Annotated in this window: 15 protein-coding genes; 14 read left to right on the top strand and 1 reads right to left on the bottom strand. The window is 37.7% G+C overall.

Annotated elements, in window-relative coordinates:
- The first annotated feature begins 29 nt into the window (after positions 1 to 29).
- The 11 genes from EZ456_RS11040 (at position 30) to EZ456_RS11090 (ending at position 16415) form a co-directional block, all read left to right on the top strand.
- Complete coding sequence (locus tag EZ456_RS11040) at positions 30 to 3335, top strand: SusC/RagA family TonB-linked outer membrane protein (RefSeq protein ID WP_165501303.1); 3306 nt, start codon at positions 30 to 32, stop codon at positions 3333 to 3335.
- A gap of 18 nt (positions 3336 to 3353) precedes the next feature.
- Positions 3354 to 5162 carry a RagB/SusD family nutrient uptake outer membrane protein gene (locus EZ456_RS11045; protein ID WP_131530082.1) on the top strand — a complete coding sequence of 603 codons (1809 nt, stop codon included), beginning with the start codon at positions 3354 to 3356 and terminating at the stop codon, positions 5160 to 5162.
- Positions 5163 to 5183: 21 nt separating this feature from the next.
- A complete protein-coding gene (locus EZ456_RS11050) occupies positions 5184 to 6317 on the top strand; it encodes a SusE domain-containing protein (protein ID WP_131530084.1) in 1134 nt (377 codons plus the stop codon).
- 48 nt (positions 6318 to 6365) lie between these two features.
- Positions 6366 to 7517: a glycoside hydrolase family 76 protein gene (locus EZ456_RS11055; protein WP_131530086.1), complete on the top strand. Its 1152-nt coding sequence runs from the start codon at positions 6366 to 6368 to the stop codon at positions 7515 to 7517.
- 16 nt (positions 7518 to 7533) lie between these two features.
- Entirely contained in the window at positions 7534 to 9114 is a 1581-nt protein-coding gene (locus EZ456_RS11060; protein ID WP_131530088.1) for a glycoside hydrolase family 28 protein, read from the top strand.
- A gap of 19 nt (positions 9115 to 9133) precedes the next feature.
- Entirely contained in the window at positions 9134 to 10258 is a 1125-nt protein-coding gene (locus tag EZ456_RS11065) for a glycoside hydrolase family 88/105 protein (protein ID WP_131530090.1), read from the top strand.
- 6 nt (positions 10259 to 10264) lie between these two features.
- Positions 10265 to 11125: an ROK family protein gene (locus EZ456_RS11070; RefSeq protein WP_131530092.1), complete on the top strand. Its 861-nt coding sequence runs from the start codon at positions 10265 to 10267 to the stop codon at positions 11123 to 11125.
- A gap of 13 nt (positions 11126 to 11138) precedes the next feature.
- Positions 11139 to 11885: an SGNH/GDSL hydrolase family protein gene (locus EZ456_RS11075; RefSeq protein ID WP_131530094.1), complete on the top strand. Its 747-nt coding sequence runs from the start codon at positions 11139 to 11141 to the stop codon at positions 11883 to 11885.
- Between the two features lies 1 nt (position 11886).
- Positions 11887 to 13548 carry an FAD-dependent oxidoreductase gene (locus EZ456_RS11080; protein WP_205945071.1) on the top strand — a complete coding sequence of 554 codons (1662 nt, stop codon included), beginning with the start codon at positions 11887 to 11889 and terminating at the stop codon, positions 13546 to 13548.
- A 45-nt stretch (positions 13549 to 13593) separates the two neighbouring features.
- The gene (locus EZ456_RS11085) at positions 13594 to 15543 is read left to right on the top strand and encodes a glycoside hydrolase family 97 protein (protein ID WP_131530096.1); all 1950 of its coding nucleotides are present in this window, start codon (positions 13594 to 13596) and stop codon (positions 15541 to 15543) included.
- 275 nt (positions 15544 to 15818) lie between these two features.
- Positions 15819 to 16415 (top strand): FMN-dependent NADH-azoreductase, encoded by a 597-nt coding sequence (locus EZ456_RS11090; RefSeq protein WP_131530098.1) that lies wholly within the window; start codon positions 15819 to 15821, stop codon positions 16413 to 16415.
- Positions 16416 to 16504: 89 nt separating this feature from the next.
- Here the strand turns inward: EZ456_RS11090 and EZ456_RS11095 are convergent, their stop codons facing one another.
- The gene (locus EZ456_RS11095) at positions 16505 to 16867 is read right to left on the bottom strand and encodes a response regulator transcription factor (protein ID WP_131530100.1); all 363 of its coding nucleotides are present in this window, start codon (positions 16865 to 16867) and stop codon (positions 16505 to 16507) included.
- A 293-nt stretch (positions 16868 to 17160) separates the two neighbouring features.
- On the opposite strand from EZ456_RS11095, the gene EZ456_RS11100 reads away from it, so the two are divergent.
- The 3 genes from EZ456_RS11100 to EZ456_RS11105 all read left to right on the top strand — a co-directional run bounded on the left by EZ456_RS11100 (position 17161) and on the right by EZ456_RS11105 (position 18236).
- Entirely contained in the window at positions 17161 to 17475 is a 315-nt protein-coding gene (locus EZ456_RS11100; RefSeq protein ID WP_131530102.1) for a hypothetical protein, read from the top strand.
- A 133-nt stretch (positions 17476 to 17608) separates the two neighbouring features.
- Entirely contained in the window at positions 17609 to 17761 is a 153-nt protein-coding gene (locus EZ456_RS25105) for a hypothetical protein (protein WP_165501304.1), read from the top strand.
- Positions 17745 to 18236, top strand: a complete 492-nt coding sequence (locus EZ456_RS11105; RefSeq protein WP_131530105.1) for a DUF6169 family protein — start codon at positions 17745 to 17747, stop codon at positions 18234 to 18236. Before EZ456_RS25105 ends, EZ456_RS11105 begins: the two co-directional genes overlap by 17 nt.
- The last annotated feature ends 102 nt before the right edge of the window (positions 18237 to 18338 follow it).

Below are 18338 nucleotides of genomic sequence, written 5' to 3' on the forward strand. Positions count from 1 at the left end.
CCCTCATGTCATTTAAATTTCTCATCCGCATGAAATTTATATTGATTTTAATGTTTGCTTTTGTGGTACAGCTCAATGCAAGTACCCATGCTCAAAACATCAATTTAAGCGTAAATAATGCCGCTATCGATAAAGTTTTAAAGGCCCTGCGTTTACAGAGCAATTATAATTTTTATTACGAAGATGCATTGATTAAATCTGCCAATCCCATTACGCTAACCGCCATAAACGAACCTTTTTTAAAGGTGTTGGAGAAATGTTTTGCAGGGCAGCCCTTTACCTATGTAATCGAACAAAGAACAATCGTATTACGTAAAAGAAATACAAATCCGCTAACCGAAAAAGATGAGATTATCATAAAAGGTAAGGTGCTTGATGAAACCAACCAGGCCATCCCGGGTGCAACAGTAAAAATTAAAGGCGGTACACTAACAGTTGCTACCAATCCAAATGGAGAATTTACAATCAAAGCGCAGGAAGATGCAACCTTGCTGATCAGTTTTATTGGTTACGATCCGCAAGAAGTACCCATCGAAAAAAGAAAGAATTTAACAATTATTTTAAAGCCTGTAAACAATTCTTTAAATGAGGTTGTGGTGGTGGCTTTCGGGCAGAAACAGAGAAAGATTGAAACTTTGGGTGCCCAATCTACTTTAGATGTTGAATCTTTAAAACAGCCCGTAGCCAATATCTCCACCGTTTTAGCGGGCCGTGTTTCGGGCCTGGTGGGTGTTCAAAGAAGTGGGGAGCCTGGTAGAGATGGTGCCGATTTATGGATCAGGGGCGTAATTACAACAGGAAATAATACACCGTTAATTTTGGTTGATGGTGTAGAAAGGGCTTTTAGCAATATCGATCCTAATGATATAGAGAGTTTTTCTATTTTGAAAGATGCATCTTCTACCTCTGTTTATGGCGTTAGGGGTGCAAATGGCGTAATTTTAATCACAACCAAAAGAGGTAAAGCCGGACGTACAGATATTAATTTAGATTACTACCAGGGGCTTACCCAGTTTACCCGTGTACCAGAAACGGCAGATGGTGTAACCTATATGCAGATGGCCAATGAGGCCAATACCACCAGAGGTGGAAATCCCATTTATTCTGAAGACCTGATTAATAAAACGTTTACACAGGTAGATCCGTATTTGTATCCAAACGTAAACTGGTTTGATGAAATTTTTAATGATTTTGGCCACAACCGCAAAGCAAACCTAAGTATTAGAGGTGGAGGAGAAAAATCTACCTACTATGTTTCTGCAGGTTATTATGATGAAACAGGTTTGTTTAAAACAGATGGATTACAGCAATACAACTCCTCTATTAAATATTCGAGGGTAAATTTCAGTTCAGCTTTAACCTTAAAAGCAACCAAAAGCACCACGATTGATTTAGGAATTAAAGGCTGGTTATCTAACGGGAATTACCCTGGTACAGGTACTAGTGATATTTTTGCGAACTCGCTAAAAACATATCCAATTTTGTATCCGGTAATGTATCCGGATAATAGAGAACCCTTTTTATCTACAGGTGGTGGTTTGTATAGTTCGTACGGACTGCTTACAAACAGAGGTTATTCTACAACCTATGAGAATCAGATCATGTCTGATATTCGGGTTACGCAAGATTTGGGTAGCCTTGTTAAGGGTTTGTCGTCGCATTTATTATACTCATTTGATGCGACCAATACCAATACACTTGCGAGGGGGAAAACGCCAACAACTTATTACGCCACATCAAGAAATGCGGCGGGTGATCTAGTTTATAGCAGCATTAACCCTGGTCAGGATTATCTTTCGTTTTCAAGATCAAATGGGGGTAGCCGTCAGTTTTATTTGGAAGGCGCCATAAATTATGCCCGTACTTTTGGGAAACATAAGTTAGGTGGACTTGCTTTGTATTACCAAAGTGATAAGGTGAGTGCAACAGCTGGAGATTTAATTGGTTCTATCCCTTACCGAAGTTTAGGTGGAGTAGGTCGGGCCACTTATTCTTATGATGATCGTTATTTGGCCGAAGTTACCTTTGGATATAATGGAGCCGAAAATTTTGCTCCTGATAAACGTTATGGTTTCTTTCCTTCTTATGCTGTTGGATGGGTAATTTCTAATGAAAAATTTTATGGAAATGCCAACCAGATCTTCCAATTAATAAAACTACGAGCTTCGTATGGAACTGTAGGAAGCAGTAATATTGGCGGAAGGCGCTTTTCTTACATCGGAACTGTAGGTAATGCAGGCAATGCTTATCAATATGGACAGGTTAGAGGCGATAATGTGCTTCAGGGAATAGATATTGCCGATTACCCTGTTGATGCCACCTGGGAAACCGAAAAAGATTTAAATCTGGGCTTAGAACTTAAAACCTGGAACAATGCGCTGAGCCTGCAGTTTGATGTATTTAGCCGTAAACGTGAGAATATTTTTACAGTAAGAAAAAGTGTTCCTGATTTTGTGGGCGTTAGAAATAACCTCTTAGGTAATTTAGGTAAAACAGAGGCAAAAGGAATCGATTTTACAGGAAATTTTGATAAAAATTTTGGTGCTTTTTCAATGTCTCTGCAAGGCACATTTACCTATAATAAAAATAAAGTGATCGAAGATGATTCGCCAACTCCAGCATTTCCATGGCAGGAATCGAGAGGTCAATCTGTTTTTACAAGAACGGGATATATCGCTGATGGATTTTATACACAAGCTGAAATAGATAACCCTGCAGTAGCCCGAACAACCGGTGTAGTACAAGCTGGTGATCTGAAATTCAGAGATTTAAACGGTGATGGCACCATCAATGCAGACGATCGGACTTTCATTGGTAAAGATCAGGTACCTCAGATTTTATATGGTTTTGGTGGAACATTTGGCTATAAAGGTTTTTCTTTAGGCGCATTTTTTCAGGGTACGGGATCAGTTGATTTTTATTTCGCAAATGAGTTTATGCCATTTAGAAACGGTTCGGCAAAAGGAAGTTTGTATGTCAATGTATTAGATCGCTGGACACCTCAAAACCCACGGCAAGATGCTTTTTATCCGCGTCTTTCATACGGTGCCGATATCAATCAAAATTATGCTACAAACAGCCACTTTTTAATCAATGGTCGTTTCCTCAGACTTAAAACTTTGGATTTTGGCTATACCTTTAAAAAGGAAGCCATTTCATTTATGGGCTTGCAGAAACTCAGGCTGTATTTCATAGGCTATAACCTCTTTACCATAAGTCCTTTTAAATACTGGGACCCTGAGTTAGGAGGGGGGACAGATTCCGGACCCCGAAGTTCTGGGACTTCCTATCCCAATATCAAAACCTACAGTTTAGGTGTAAGTGCTACTTTTTAACTTTAAAATCCTTAGGATATGAAAAGAAATATATTATTTAAAGCAGCTGTCATTTTAGTATTGATCTGCTCTTTAACCGCCTGTAAAAAATTTCTCGATCAGGTACCCGATGATAAACAGACCATTGATGATGTTTTTAAAAAGAAAATTGAATCAGAGAAATATCTCGCTGGAATTTACACCTATATCAGGTCAAACGGCGATTGGAATTTAACGAGTCCATGGGAAGGTTTATCGGATGAGGCAGATGTTACCTATAACGATTACCCAACCTATTCGATGAATTTGGGTAACTGGGATAAAAATCGTGGAGATTATAATTTTTGGATCTATTATTATCAGGGGATCCGCAGGGCTTCTTACTTCATGAAACGCGTTCCGGAAAATCCCGAAATCGAACCACAGTTAATTAAACAGTACGTAGCCGAAGCAAGGGCATTAAGAGCATATTTTTATTCTTGTCTCATTGCTCAATATGGGCCTGTAATCATATTGCCGGATCTTCCTATTCCGCCAGATGCATCTATCGAAGATTTTAGTTTTCCAAGGAATAGCTATGATGAATGTGTCAATTATATTGTTTTAGAACTGGATAAAGCCATTGCCGATTTACCCGTTTCGCAAGGCAATACCCGCGAGTTTGGTCGATGGAAAAAAGGAATGGCCCTGGCTGTTAAATCACGCACCCTGTTGTATGCAGCTAGTCCCTTGTACAATGGAAATACAGATTTTGCTGGTTTTAAAAATTTGGATGGAAAGGTATTGATCAACCAGACATTTGATATAAATAAATGGAAAAGAGCTGCTGATGCATCAAAAGAGCTCATAGATATGCCTGATTATAGTTTGTATAAAGAACTGGATGCAGGTGGAAATATAAAACCTTACGAATCGCTTAAAAATCTTTGGCTTAAAGATTGGAATTCCGAAGTTATCCTGTGTCGTTTGTTAGATGATAAACTTTATTCTATTGATAAAAATGGCTCGCCTTATATTCTGGGTGGATGGTCATCATGGGGAGCCACACAACAAGCGGTTGATGCATTTTTTACGGCAAACGGAAGATCGATAGATGATCCGGTTTCAGGTTATACCGAAGTTGGGACTACTTCAACTGCTAACAACTATTATGCAGCAGGCACTTCAAACATGTACGTGAACAGGGAGCCCCGTTTTTATGTAAACATTACTTTCAACTTGAGCAAATGGATTAATAATGCCAGTAATAATAATAGCGGAACCGGAGCTTCACCAATAACAATTCAATTGTATAAGGGTGGAAACAGTGGCCAGTACACAGGGCGCAACTGGTCTAGAACAGGTTATGTTGTTCGTAAAATGGTTAACCCAAACAGCAAAGTAGGCCCTGATCAAATTGCGGACAGAGCTGAAATCATTTTCAGGTTAGGCGAAATCTACCTCAATTATGCCGAAGCACTGAACGAATATGCGCCAGGAAATGCCGATATTAAAAAATACATTAACCTGATCAGAGAAAGGGCAGGAATTCCTCAATATGGTTCGGCAGCCAATCAGGTACCGGAACCTACAAACCAAGTGGCTTGGCGAGATGCAATCCGTAAAGAAAGAAGGGTAGAATTGGCTTTTGAGAGTTTTCGGTATTTTGATACCCGTAGATGGAAAATTGCAGATCAAACCGATGGCGGACCTTTTTATGGAATGGACGTTAATGCCACAACCTCTACAGATTTTCAAAAAAGAGTAGTATTCGAGAATAGGGTTTTCTTGAAGAAAAACTACCTGTGGAACATCATTCAATCAGAATTGAACAAAGACAAAAACCTTGTAGGCAACCCAGGCTGGTAATCCAATTTAATAGATCATAAAATGAACAGAATATTTAAAAACAAATATGCTATGGGCATGCTTTGCCTGTTATTCTTATTCTCTTGTAAAAAGGATCGGATAGATAATGTAACCACAACCATTTCACAGCCAATACTTAGCGCACCAGCAAATAATACGGTGGTAAACCTAAATCCCTCAAGCAATGCGGTGGTTACGTTTGAATGGAACCCGGCAACAACAGGGAATTATACTTTACCATTTTATAAAGTTGTTTTCGATAAAGAAAGCGGCGATTTTTCAAAACCAGTATACACCGGGATTCCTGCAAAGGTGGGTAGCGATAATAAATTGTCTTTATCCCATAAAGAAATGAACAAAATTGCTGCTGGGGCTGGTATTGCAGAATTGGCTAGCGGTAAGGTTAAATGGCAGGTTATCGCTTCTAATGGTGTTATTGCGGCTACTTCGGGTGCTGGTATAATCGAACTGAAACGTCCGGCTGGTTTTGCAGAAAACCCTGCAACTGTTTTTATAACAGGTGTAGCAAGCGAAGGAGGGACAGATTTAACTAAAGCACAGTCTTTCAAAAAAATATCAGATGGTGTATTCGAAATTTATACAGCCTTAAGCGCTGGTAGTTATAAATTGGTTGATAAGATTACGGGATCAGCTTTAACTTTCGTTATTGATGCCGGTGTGATAAAACAAGGAACAGAAGTGACTAGTCCGGCTACCGCCAAAACAGTGTACCGCATCAATCTCGATTTCAATAAATCAATAGCAATCTTTACCGAAATTGAGTCGGTAGGATTGTGGTTTTCGGGTTATAATAAAATTCAGAACACTTTAACTTACGATGCTGCAGGTGTTTGGAAAGCGATAGATATACCCATAGTTTGGAAAACAGAATCTTGGGGTAAAGATGAACGTTATAAATTTAGGGTTACTGAAAAAGATGCAGTTGGTACCATTACGGTGAAAAACTGGGGATGTTCTGTTAAAGATAACGTAAGGGCAACATCTTCGAGTCCGGCAAGTTATTTTTTGCTAAAAGAAGTGGATAACTCGCAATACGATTATACGTACAAATTTGCAGCAGAAGCACAGAAAACAGATATCGAGTTCAGGCTGCAATCAACTGCTGATTACACACATAAAGTAACTTTTAAATAAAATTCACGGCGGTTTTTTGAAAGATTAACCGCCATAATCTCTGAGACTATGAAATTATTTTCAAAATATACAATACTTAGTGGGCTGCTTGTTACGATGTGTTTTTTAGCCTGTAAAAAAGATAAAACCTCGGTAACGCCACCAGAACCTGTTGCTCCGCCAGTGGTGGTTGATTGGGCTAAAGCTGCTGATGAAGCACAGCTTGCACTCGAAGTTCAATTTTACAACACCACTCAAAACTATTACAACCAAAACAATGATGGTCATGTGGGCTTTAACTATTGGTGGAACGCTCATGCCCTGGATGTACATATTGATGCCTACAGAAGAACAAAAGATGCCAAGTACCTCACCAAAATGAAAGCTTTGCTAAAGGGGTGTTATGTTAAAAATGGCAATACCTATAAAAATACTTTTTATGATGATATGGAATGGTGGGCATTGGCCTGTTTAAGGGCTTACGATGCTACTGGTGATATCGAATATAAGCAAGCTGCAGATCAGCTTTGGGTCTGGATCAAAGTAGGATGGACTACTGTAAAAAACGGAGGGATTATGTGGGCATCAGGCTCTGCAGATTCTAAAAATGCCTGTTCCAATGCCCCGGCAGCTATTATCGCTGCCAGGATGTATCAGTTGGATAAAAAAGCCGATGATTTAGAATGGGCAAAAAAGATTTATACATGGATGAAGGCTTATGTAGTTGAACCTGCACGTGGAGTAGTTTGGGATGCCTATGGAAATACCAGCGAAGGTGCACTTTACACCTATAATCAAGGTACGTGGCTTGGTGCAGGTTTAGAACTTTATCTCATTACCAAAGATCAGGTCTATTTAGATGATGCCGTTCGAAATGCAAATTATATCATGAACGATGCAATCAAATTCTCACCTAATGGCATTTTAAAAGGTGAAAATTCTGGAGATGGCGGTTTGTTTAAAGGGATTTTTATCCGATACATGGCGCAGCTTTTATTAAAAAATGCAGTTGATGAATACACCAAACAGCTTTACGTAAAGTATTTAAAAAACAATGGACAAAGTTTATACACTAAAGCCCTTAGAACGCCAGAGAATCTGTTTGGATCTGATTGGGTGAGTAAGCCCAGTTCGAAAACCGGAGATTGTTCCGTTCAACTGAGTGCTATCATGCTGCTCGAGACATTGGACGAACTAAAAAGAGCTGGCATTGTACAATAATTTAATTCCAATATACATGAGCAAAAGAATAAAAATATTATGTGCGCTCTTAGTGTTGCCTGCAATATTGTTTGCAGGTAACATTAGCTTAAATCCTGTATCTGCCTATCCTTTACCGTCAATTTATACAAAATCACTAATTTTTAATCTAGTTGTTTCGGGGATAGATATTCCGGTTGTTAATTATACTGAAAAATATGATTATGCACATTTTTTGATGAGTACAGAAACGGCTGAAGTGATTGTTTCTTTATCCGATGAAGACATTACAACGTATAATGTTAGTCCTAAAAAGTTAAATATTCCTGCCCAGGCTAAAGCAAAACAATTAACATTTATCATTCGGAAGGGTGATTACCTCATCATTAAAATCAACAAAAAGAAAGAACTCGTAATTGTAGCTGATGCTGAGGTTAAAGATAAGCCTAAGCCGAGGGGGAAAGGTGTTTTTAACGTGCTTGAGCCGGTTTATCATGCAGATTCGACTGGAAAAACTTTAACAACCAGCTCCATACAGAATGCCATAAATGATGCTTCAGTCTATAAAAATGGAATTGTTTATATTCCAGCGGGCGTATATAAAGTGGGAAACATCGAACTTAAAAGCAATACGGCTATTTACCTGGAAGAAGGAGCGGTACTGCTTTTTTCGGGCAAAGCCGAAGATTATACCATAAATGCAAGAAAAGATTCTCAGAAAAGAAACATTACCTGGTGGATTTATACCAAAATGGGTGCTAGGCATATTAAACTATTTGGCAATGGTACTTTAGATGGTAACGGCAAATTTGCCACAGAAAAGGGAAAAATCGGAAATCACATCCTTGCTATTATGGGTGCGGAGCACTTTACCCTTGATGGATTGATTATCCGCAATTCTGGTGCCTGGGCAATTATGCCAACGCGTGCTAAAAATGTGGTGCTGAAAAATTTCAAACTTTTTAATCGGTTTGATATGGGCGAAAACGATGGTGTAGATGTTATTGAATCTCAAAATGTGTTGGTTAAACATGCCATTGGTATCGCGCTTGATGATCCTTTCTCTACAAAAACCTGGGAACAAAATACAGATCTTTGTAGGAATTGGCCGGGTAGCCCAAAAGCACAAAAGAATATTGTTTTTGAAAATTGTATTTCGTGGACTTACTGTTACGGTTTTAAAATCGGGCAAGGCGTAATGCAACCACAAAGCAATATCAAGTTTAAAAACTGCGTGGTTTACGATGCTGCGGTAGGTATTGGGATACACCATAAATGGGGAACTGCTTTTGTTAAAAATGTAGTTTTTGATGGGATTGATATCGAAAGGTTAAGTTATCAAAATGATGACCACAGAACCTGGGCCATATTATTTATGCAAAATGGAGATAAAAAAGGAAGCGGACCAATTTCCAACATCACAGTTAAAAATATTATGGTTAGAGATGCAGGTAAATTTCCAGGTAAAATTAAAGGCGTAAGTGAAGTAAATAACATCAATCACTTAACATTCAGTAATATAAAAATGCCTGATCTAAACTTACCTGCACAAAATTTAAAAGAATTAAGAATGACAGATATTGCTTTTGCTGATGACATCAAAGTATCGGCCCGGTAATCCATAACGAATTAAACCAATGAAAAAGATTAATCTAATTTTTCTAATTACTGCTATTGTTCCAATTTGTTCGCAAACTTTTGCCCAAAATAAATATTTTAAAGATTGGCCAAAAGGTACTGCTCCATTAGAAATAGGGAACAAATTAAGCAAACACTATTTAGAAACGCCACATACCAATTTTGGTTTTCCAACACCACCAGGCTCAATCACTTACTCAGAGGTGTGTGTTTGGTATGGTGCGTTAAAATTCGCCTCAACTATAAGCGATAAAGAAATGGCAGATAAGTTAGAGCAACGTTTTCGGCCTTTATTGTACGCGAAAAAGAATCTCCAGCCAAGGCCAGATCATGTTGATCCAAATATTTTTGGCTCATTACCATTAGAACTTTATATGCAATACAAAAATCCTGTGTATTTAGACATGGGGAAATGGTTTGCCGATCAGCAATGGATAATGCCGGCAAAACCAAAACCAACATATAAATTGTTGTTAGATAAGGGTTTGTCGTGGCAAACGCGGATGTGGATAGATGATATGTATATGATCACCAATATTCAGGCTCAAGCCTATCGTGCTACGGGCGACCGGAAATACATCGATCGGGCAGCGCATGAAATGGCGGTTTATTTAGATTCGATTCAACGCCTTAATGGATTGTTTTACCACGCGCCCGATGTGCCTTTTTTCTGGGGAAGAGGAAATGGCTGGATGGCTGCGGGTATGACTGAATTACTGAGTTCGTTACCGAAAGATAACGCCGACAGACCAAAGATATTGAAAGCCTATCAGACCATGATGAGCAGTTTAAAGCAATATCAAACCGAAGATGGAATATGGTTGCAGTTGGTTGATGATAAGGCCAGTTGGCCAGAAACATCAGGCAGTGCCATGTTTACTTTTGCCTTTATTACCGGCGTAAAAAAAGGCTGGTTAAAAGAAGAAGAATTTGGCCCATCGGCCCGCAAAGCCTGGATTGCGTTAACTAAATATATTAACGCCAACGGAGATGTGAGAGAAGTTTGCCAGGGTACAAATAAAGAAAATAACCGGCAATACTATTTAGACCGCCAAAGAATTACCGGGGATATGCATGGTCAGGCACCTGTTTTATGGTGCAGCTTTGCATTGTTAACAAAATAATAAGCTATGAGAAATATTGTTTTGGGCGTAGATATCGGCGGATCGCACATTACGGCTGCCATTATCAATTTAAAAAATAGAACTCTGGTGGAAAATACCTGGCGCCGTGATCGGATTGATGCAAATGGTACAGCAAGCGAAATATTAAATGGCTGGGCAAATACCCTACAGCAGTGTATGGCCGCCTACAACATTAAACCAACGAAAATTAAGATTGCCATACCCGGGCCTATGGATTATAAAGCCGGAATCTGTTTAATTAAAGACCAGGATAAGTTCCGATCGCTTTATGGTTTAAATATCAAGCATTTATTGGCCAAAGAAATTAATTTTGAAGCAGATAAAATCAGCTTTTTGAATGATGCGGCCTGTTTTTTAAAAGGAGAACTGTACAGCGGTAGTTTATCTGGTTTCGATAAAGCAATTGGTTTAACATTGGGTACGGGTTTAGGTACATCGCATATGGCCAGAGGTAAAACACGTGATTCTGATTTATGGAAAATGCCGTTTTTAACAGGGATTGCCGAAGATTATATCTCTACACGTTGGTTCGTAAAACGATTCTACGAATTGAGTAACCGGCAAATTACGGATGTTAAAGATTTGATTGATAACCATTCAAAATCGCCTTATTTTAATATTATTTTTCGCGAATTCAGTTACAATCTGGCTAAATTCATATATAAGTTTATCAAGAAGAAAATGCCTTTAGCTGCTGTAATCGGAGGGAATATTGCGCTCGCTGAAGATTATTTTATGGAAGAAACCCGTAAACAACTGGCAGAAATGATGGGCTATAGTTTCCCAGTTAAAAAATCAACACTGGGTGAAAAAGCAACCCTGTTAGGTGCCAGTGCAAGTACATAATTTATTAGAATAAATGAATAGAAGAAAAGCAATAAAAGGATCGCTTGCCGTGCTTTCATCAGTGTTGCTGGTTAAATCAGATTATGCTTATGCTTTAAACCATCAGGTTAGCAGCGATTCATCAAATCCTACGGTTATAAATGCAGGGATTGGTGGAAACAATACGATAGATCTTTTAAATAGGATTGATCAGAATTGTTTATCAAAACATCCCAAGTTAACCGTTTTGATGGTGGGTACCAATGATATGAATAGTGTTAAACATGTGCCGATTGCGCAATACGAAAATAATTTAAGCACTTTGGTGAAAAGAATAAAATCTTCAGGAAGCAAAGTATTACTGATGACGATTTTGCCCATGTATGCTGAGTATTTACTTAGCCGTCATCCTGCTTCATTTTATGAGCCAGAAGGCGTACAAGGAAGACGCAAACAGGTAAATGATGTGATCAGGAAAGTTGCTGATCAGCAAAAAATTGATTTCCTTGATTTAGGTCATCGGTTTTCAGCCATTGGGAAAATAGGAATAGATAAAAATTCCTTGATCCAAAATGTTGCAAACAGCAATAAAACTGATGGTATCCACCCAACAGCAAATGGTTATCGGTTTATTGCCCTGAGTGTTTATGATTATATTATCGACCATCGGTTGCCGAAAACAGATATTGTCTGTTTTGGAGATAGTATTACCAAAGGAGACGCAACGATAGATAGAGACAGTTATCCAGCGTATTTAAAGAAACTTTTAGCTCAAGAATAGTATGGTTACATCAAGTAAGAAAATTTTAATCTGCTTTGTAATGTTGAGTTGCATGTCGTTAGTGGCTTATAGTCAACATAAAAATAAACATCAGGCAGATATCGTAATCTATGGCGGAACATCAGCCGGGGTAATTGCAGCCGTACAGGCTACTAAAATGGGCAAAAGCGTTATTGTGGTTTCACCCGATTTGCATCTGGGCGGTTTATCTGCTTCAGGTCTTGGCTTTACTGATACGGGCGATAAATCCGTAATTGGTGGATTAGCCAGAACATTTTACCAACGGGTTTACCAGCACTACCAACAGGCCAACGCCTGGAATTGGCAGAAAAAAGAAGAATACGGCAACAAAGGACAGGGCACACCTGCTATTGATGGAAAAGATCGGACAATGTGGATTTTCGAACCGCATGTTGCCGAGCAGATTATGGAAGATTTTGTTAAGGAAAATAAATTAACCATTTATCGTAATGAATGGCTAGCTCGCAAAGCAGGATTAGAGATGAAAGATGGTAAAATAATCAATATCAAAACTTTATCTGGAAAAATATTCACAGGCAAAATGTTTATCGATGCTACCTACGAAGGAGATTTGATGGCAGCAGCTAAGGTGAGCTATCATGTTGGGAGAGAAGCAAATGCTGTATACCAGGAAAAATGGAACGGTGTACAGGCCATGGTTTTTCAGCATTCACATTATTTTAATAATAAGATCGATCCCTATAAAACCCCAGGAGACAAAACAAGCGGCATGTTAACCGGTATCTCTGCTGATCAACCTGGGCTAAACGGAACGGCAGACCGTAAACTTCAGGCATATTGCTACCGGATGTGCCTTACTGATCGGCCCGAAAATAGGATTGAATTTCCAAAACCAGACCGTTACAATCCGATGGATTACGAATTACTTTTAAGAGTGTTCAATGCGGGTTGGAACGAACTTTTTAATAAATACGATCCTATCCCTAACCATAAAACAGACACCAATAACCATGGACCATTTAGCACCGATTTTATTGGGATGAACTATGATTATCCCGAAGCTACCTATGCAAAGCGAAAAGAGATTATCAAGACTCATGAAAATTATCAAAAAGGATTGATGTATTTCATGGCTAACGACCCACGGATGCCAAAGGATATTCAACAGCGGTTTAAAAAATGGGGATTGGCAAAAGATGAGTTTAAAGATAATGGAAACTGGCCTTATCAGATTTATGTCCGTGAGGCCAGGAGAATGATTGGCGATTTCGTAATGACAGAGCATGAAGTGCTTGGCAAAAAAGAAGTGCCAAATCCGATAGGGATGGGGTCTTATGCGTTAGATTCTCATAATGTTCAGCGTTATGTTACGCATGAAGGTTATGTGCAAAATGAAGGAGATATTGGGGTTAAAGCACCAAAACCCTATAGTATTTCCTATCAGGCTATAGTGCCAAAGAAAACCGAATGCAAAAATTTATTGGTTCCGGTCTGTTTGTCCTCATCGCATATTGCCTATGGATCTGTAAGGATGGAGCCTGTATTTATGATCCTGGGCGAATCGGCTGCCACGGCAGCAGCTTTAGCTATCGATCATAAAATAAATATTCAGGATGTAAATTATAGTCAATTAAAAAACTTGTTGTTAAATCAAAAACAGTATTTAACTTTAGCTAACTAAAACGATTTATTAAATTAATATAAGCCACACAAAACCAAATCAAATATGAAAAAACACTTATCAATAGTTATTTTATTGCTGTTGTTTACCGTAAAACTTTTTAGTGCACCTATAGAATTGTTATCACCCGATAAACGGATTAAAGTATCGGTAAATATTAAAGATAAAATCGGTTACGCTGTTAGCTTTAATGGCGATCCTTTTTTGGCCAATTCGTACTTACAGTTAAATTTAGATCAGGCAAAACTTGGTGCTGATGCCAAACTATTAAAGAAAACACTTTCTTCGGTTAATACCAGTTCAAATCCGATTGTTCCGCTTAAAAACAGTACCGTGATAAATCAGTATAATTTATTGCGATTGGATTTTAAAGGCGATTTCAGTGTGGAGTTCAGGTCTTATAACGACGGAATCGCTTATCGTTTCATCACCAATAAAAAAGATTCTATCATTGTAAACAGTGAAGATGTACATATCAACTTTAACGATCAGGTTAAAACAGCCTATTTAGAAACCGGTGGGTTTAAAACCGCTTACGAAATCCTGTACCGTCAAAATGAACTTGGAAAAGTAAACAAGGATAAAATGAGCGTACTGCCAATCCTATTTAATACAGGCAAGTACAAAGCTTTGTTATCAGAAGCTGATCTTTACGATTATCCCTGTTTATTTGTTAAAGCGGTAGACGATAGAACTATCGATGCTGTTTTCCCTAAAGTGCCGCTTGCTTTTGGAGAAGATGGCGATAGGAGCAAGAAAATATTAAAAGAAGCAGATTATATTGCCAAAACAGCTGGTAAAAGATCGTTTCCCTGGCGTTTTTTGGTCATTACCGATAAAGATACCCAGTTGGCTGCGAACCAAATGGTTTATAAATTGAGTACACCGAACCAATTGCAGGATACCAAATGGATAAAACCTGGTCAGGTAACCTGGGAGTGGTGGCACAATGCCTACGTTTATGGGGTAGATTTTAAATCGGGCTATAATCAGGATACCTATAAATATTACATCGATTTTGCTTCGAAATTTGGTATTCCTTACATTATTATGGATGAAGGATGGGCGAAAACAACACTTAATCCTTTTGAGCCTAATCCCACCATTAACCTGCAAGAGTTAATTGCTTATGGCAAACAGAAAAATGTAAAAATTGTACTTTGGTTTACCTGGCTGGCGATCGAAAATAACTTTAATATTTTCGAAACCCTGGAGAAATGGGGTATTGCAGGGGTTAAAATTGATTTCATGGATAGGAGCGATCAGTGGATGGTGAATTATTATACCCGAGTAGCCAAAGAAGCAGCAAAACACCATATTTTAGTCGATTTTCATGGTGCATTTAAACCTGCGGGGTTAGAAGTGGCCTATCCGAATGTACTTTCTTATGAGGGAGTTGTGGGCATGGAGCAAAATATTGGCGGTGGCCTGGCTACGCCAAACAATAATTTGTTCCTTCCATTTTTGCGTAATGCGGTAGGGCCGATGGATTACACACCTGGTGCTATGCGTTCGGCACATAAACAAAATTATAAACCAAGCTGGGTAAATACCATGAGTATTGGTACAAGGGCGCATCAACTGGCCATGTATATTGTTTTTGAAAGTGGCTTGCAAATGCTAGCCGATAATCCTTTTAACTATTTAAGAGAGCCAGAAACCACTTCGTTTATTACCAGTGTTCCTGTAACCTGGGATGAAACCAAAATTCTGGATGCAAGTGTTGGCGAATATATTGTTACAGCCAAACGCAAAGGCGAAAAATGGTTTATTGGCGCTATGGGCAACGATCAAAAACACGATCTGAAAGTTGAAGCCAGTTTTTTGAAACCAAATACAAACTACCAGATTACCCTGATCAAAGATGGGATCAATGCCGATTTTCAGGCGATGGATTTTAAACGAATCGTAAAACCAATTAAAGCTGGAGAAACAATCGATATCAATATGGTAAAAGATGGTGGTTTTGTTGCTGTAATTGAGGTAGTTAAGTAATGTAAGCGCTCAAAAGTGAAATTCATCAAGTGTAATTGTTTTTGTGTTGTCGTCATTCTCGCGTATGCGGGAATCTTAAAGCATATAAATTACTTTATCATGCATTAAGATTCCCAATCAAGTTGGGAATGACGGCTTCTTGATATATTATTTTAGCCACTTTTTTATTGGAATGAAATAGCTGCTATACTAGAGGATAGCACTATCCTTAGGTATAGTAATAGCTTTTTGATACTTCATATCTATAATTTTGCCAGACATAAAAAGGCAAAAAAATGAAAATATTACATCTTATATCAAGCCCGAGAGGCGAAGCATCTTTCAGTACTAAATTGGGAAATGCCATTGTAGAAAAATTACAGGTCGCAAATCCTAACAGCAGTTTAATTACACACAACTTAACCGATTCTCCATTTCCACATCTGGAAGAGGTACACATCAATTCTTTTTTTACACCGCTAGAGCATCATACACCTGAGTTCACAGAAGCAATTAAACATTCTAACGAAGCCATTGCTGAACTTAAAAATGCCGATGCGATTGTAATTGGTGTTCCGATGTATAATTTTGGCATCCACTCTACGTTAAAGGCATGGTTAGATCATATCGCGCGTGCAGGCCAAACATTCAGTTATTCTGAGAATGGTCCTGAAGGTTTAGTGAAAAACAAAAAAGTGTATCTGGCCATTTCTTCTGGTGGTGTATATTCGGAAGGACCAATGAAAGCTTACGACTTTACCGAATCATATCTTAGATCGGTATTGGGTTTTCTAGGCATGGTAGATGTTACGGTTTTCAGGGCAGAAGGCTTAAACATGCCTAACCTGAAAGACGAGGCATTAGGTAAAGCTGTTGAAAGTATAGTACTTTAAAAAAGAATGAGGATGTATTAATTGTGTAGTTTTATCCTTCGACAGGCTCAGGATGACAACTTATATTGACGATACATCCTCATTTTCCCTTAATTAAGTAAATACCTATCCACTCTGTTTACAAAATCGTTCAGATCGAATGGTTTGTTGATGAAATCTTCCGCATCACATTTAGCCTTAACCGCGTTTAAGTGGTTATTGGCCGACATCATCATTACTGGAATATCATGTGTTTTAATACTTCGCTTTAGCGTATTGCAGATATCCAGCCCGTTGCCATCAGGCAACATAATGTCGAGAATGACCATATCTGGCAGATGTTTGCTCATTTGGCACCAAAAATCGTTGGTGTTTGGACAGGTCTTTACTTCGTAAAGTTCTTCGATTAATAAAAATTCGATGATTTCTCTAATACTCGGATTATCTTCTACTACATAGATGCATTTTTTCATAAGCTCTACTTTTATTTTATAGATAACTAAACTAGCTATCAGATGTTTAAGATAGTTATACACAATGTTGGAGTTATTAACCTTCTTATTAGCACATGTCATGTGTTTCTATAATTTTTGCGCTGACTAAAAAAAATATAAAAATAAATTTTGATACTAATTTTTTTAGTATAGATTTGCTTTTGGAGAGACAGAATACAGGAATATCATAGCGATAATTCCATGTATTAATTGATGATTTTAAACAAAAAGCTTTTTGCTTGGTTTTGTTTGCTGATATATTTATTTTTTCTATGACCGTTACCGTTTTAGCCATATTCGAAACAGATTTTAGACCAGATCCTTCATTAGGTAAAATCATGAATGAAAGACTGAGGATTGCTGCCGCAGATTTGCAGGATATCCATTTACAACATTTGCATGCCATTGGGCAGCGTAGTGATGATTTGGTAGTTTATATAAGTTATAACCCAAAATATAAAATTAGATGGCGTGTAGTTAACGATGTGCCTGAGGATGTAGAAAACTTTGTCGCCCAAACCTGTGGTAATTTAGGTTACATTCATTGGAAAACAGCATCGATTAATGTTTTTAAAGGAAATGACTAATTATTAAAGGTTGTATTTAATCAGCATTATAGTTACAAAAATTGAATCTATTTTTACTTCTTTTTTATCTAATAGTCTGTTAAATAACGTGATATTTGTTTTGTTACTATGAAATATTTATATTTGTATTGTTATGTTAAATAAGATATCGGATAAAGAAACTCCAAAAAAAATCCTTAACCCTATTACTAAAATGATAGAGGATAAGAGGAGTATTGTTAAGGCGATAAGAGAGGGAAAAAATATATCTGAATTAAAAGGTATTAACCTTGTCAGCCCCATATAAACTCACTAAGACTGATCAGGGCTCTTATTTATTCACTTCTGATATCGGTCTTGAATACACTTGTTTTTTTATTGCGTGCCCTATAACTGATAATGATGGAAATGATCATCTCATTTATAGCTTTGGATTTGATCGAAGTGGTAAGTTTAAGTCAATCAGGTATGCGAATCGTTTTGATGAAAGAATAAAGTTTACAATAATTTATATAATCAAAGAATTTTTTAGAATAAATGGAGATAACGCACTTCTCTATTTTTGTTATCCAGATGACACGTTTGCCAGACACAGAAGTATAACTTTTAGTAGATGGTATAATGAAGAGTTATCTGATGATATCGATCATTTTAAAAAAGATAGCGCATATAAAGACGAGATGCTTTATGACGGTATGTTAATTCTTAAAAAGAATCCGTTTCATAAACTTTTAAATGATGCTGTGGATGTGTATATAGCAGAAATGAATAATCAAAAATAATTCCTGTCCATTTAAAATTCGGTTTACTCTTTGGTTTAAACTTAAGAAGTGGATATACAAAAAACGAGTTGCCACTTAGCAACTCGTTTTTTGTTTTATTTG

It is taken from the genome of Pedobacter psychrodurus (genome assembly GCF_004331735.1).
Lineage (GTDB): Bacteria > Bacteroidota > Bacteroidia > Sphingobacteriales > Sphingobacteriaceae > Pedobacter > Pedobacter psychrodurus.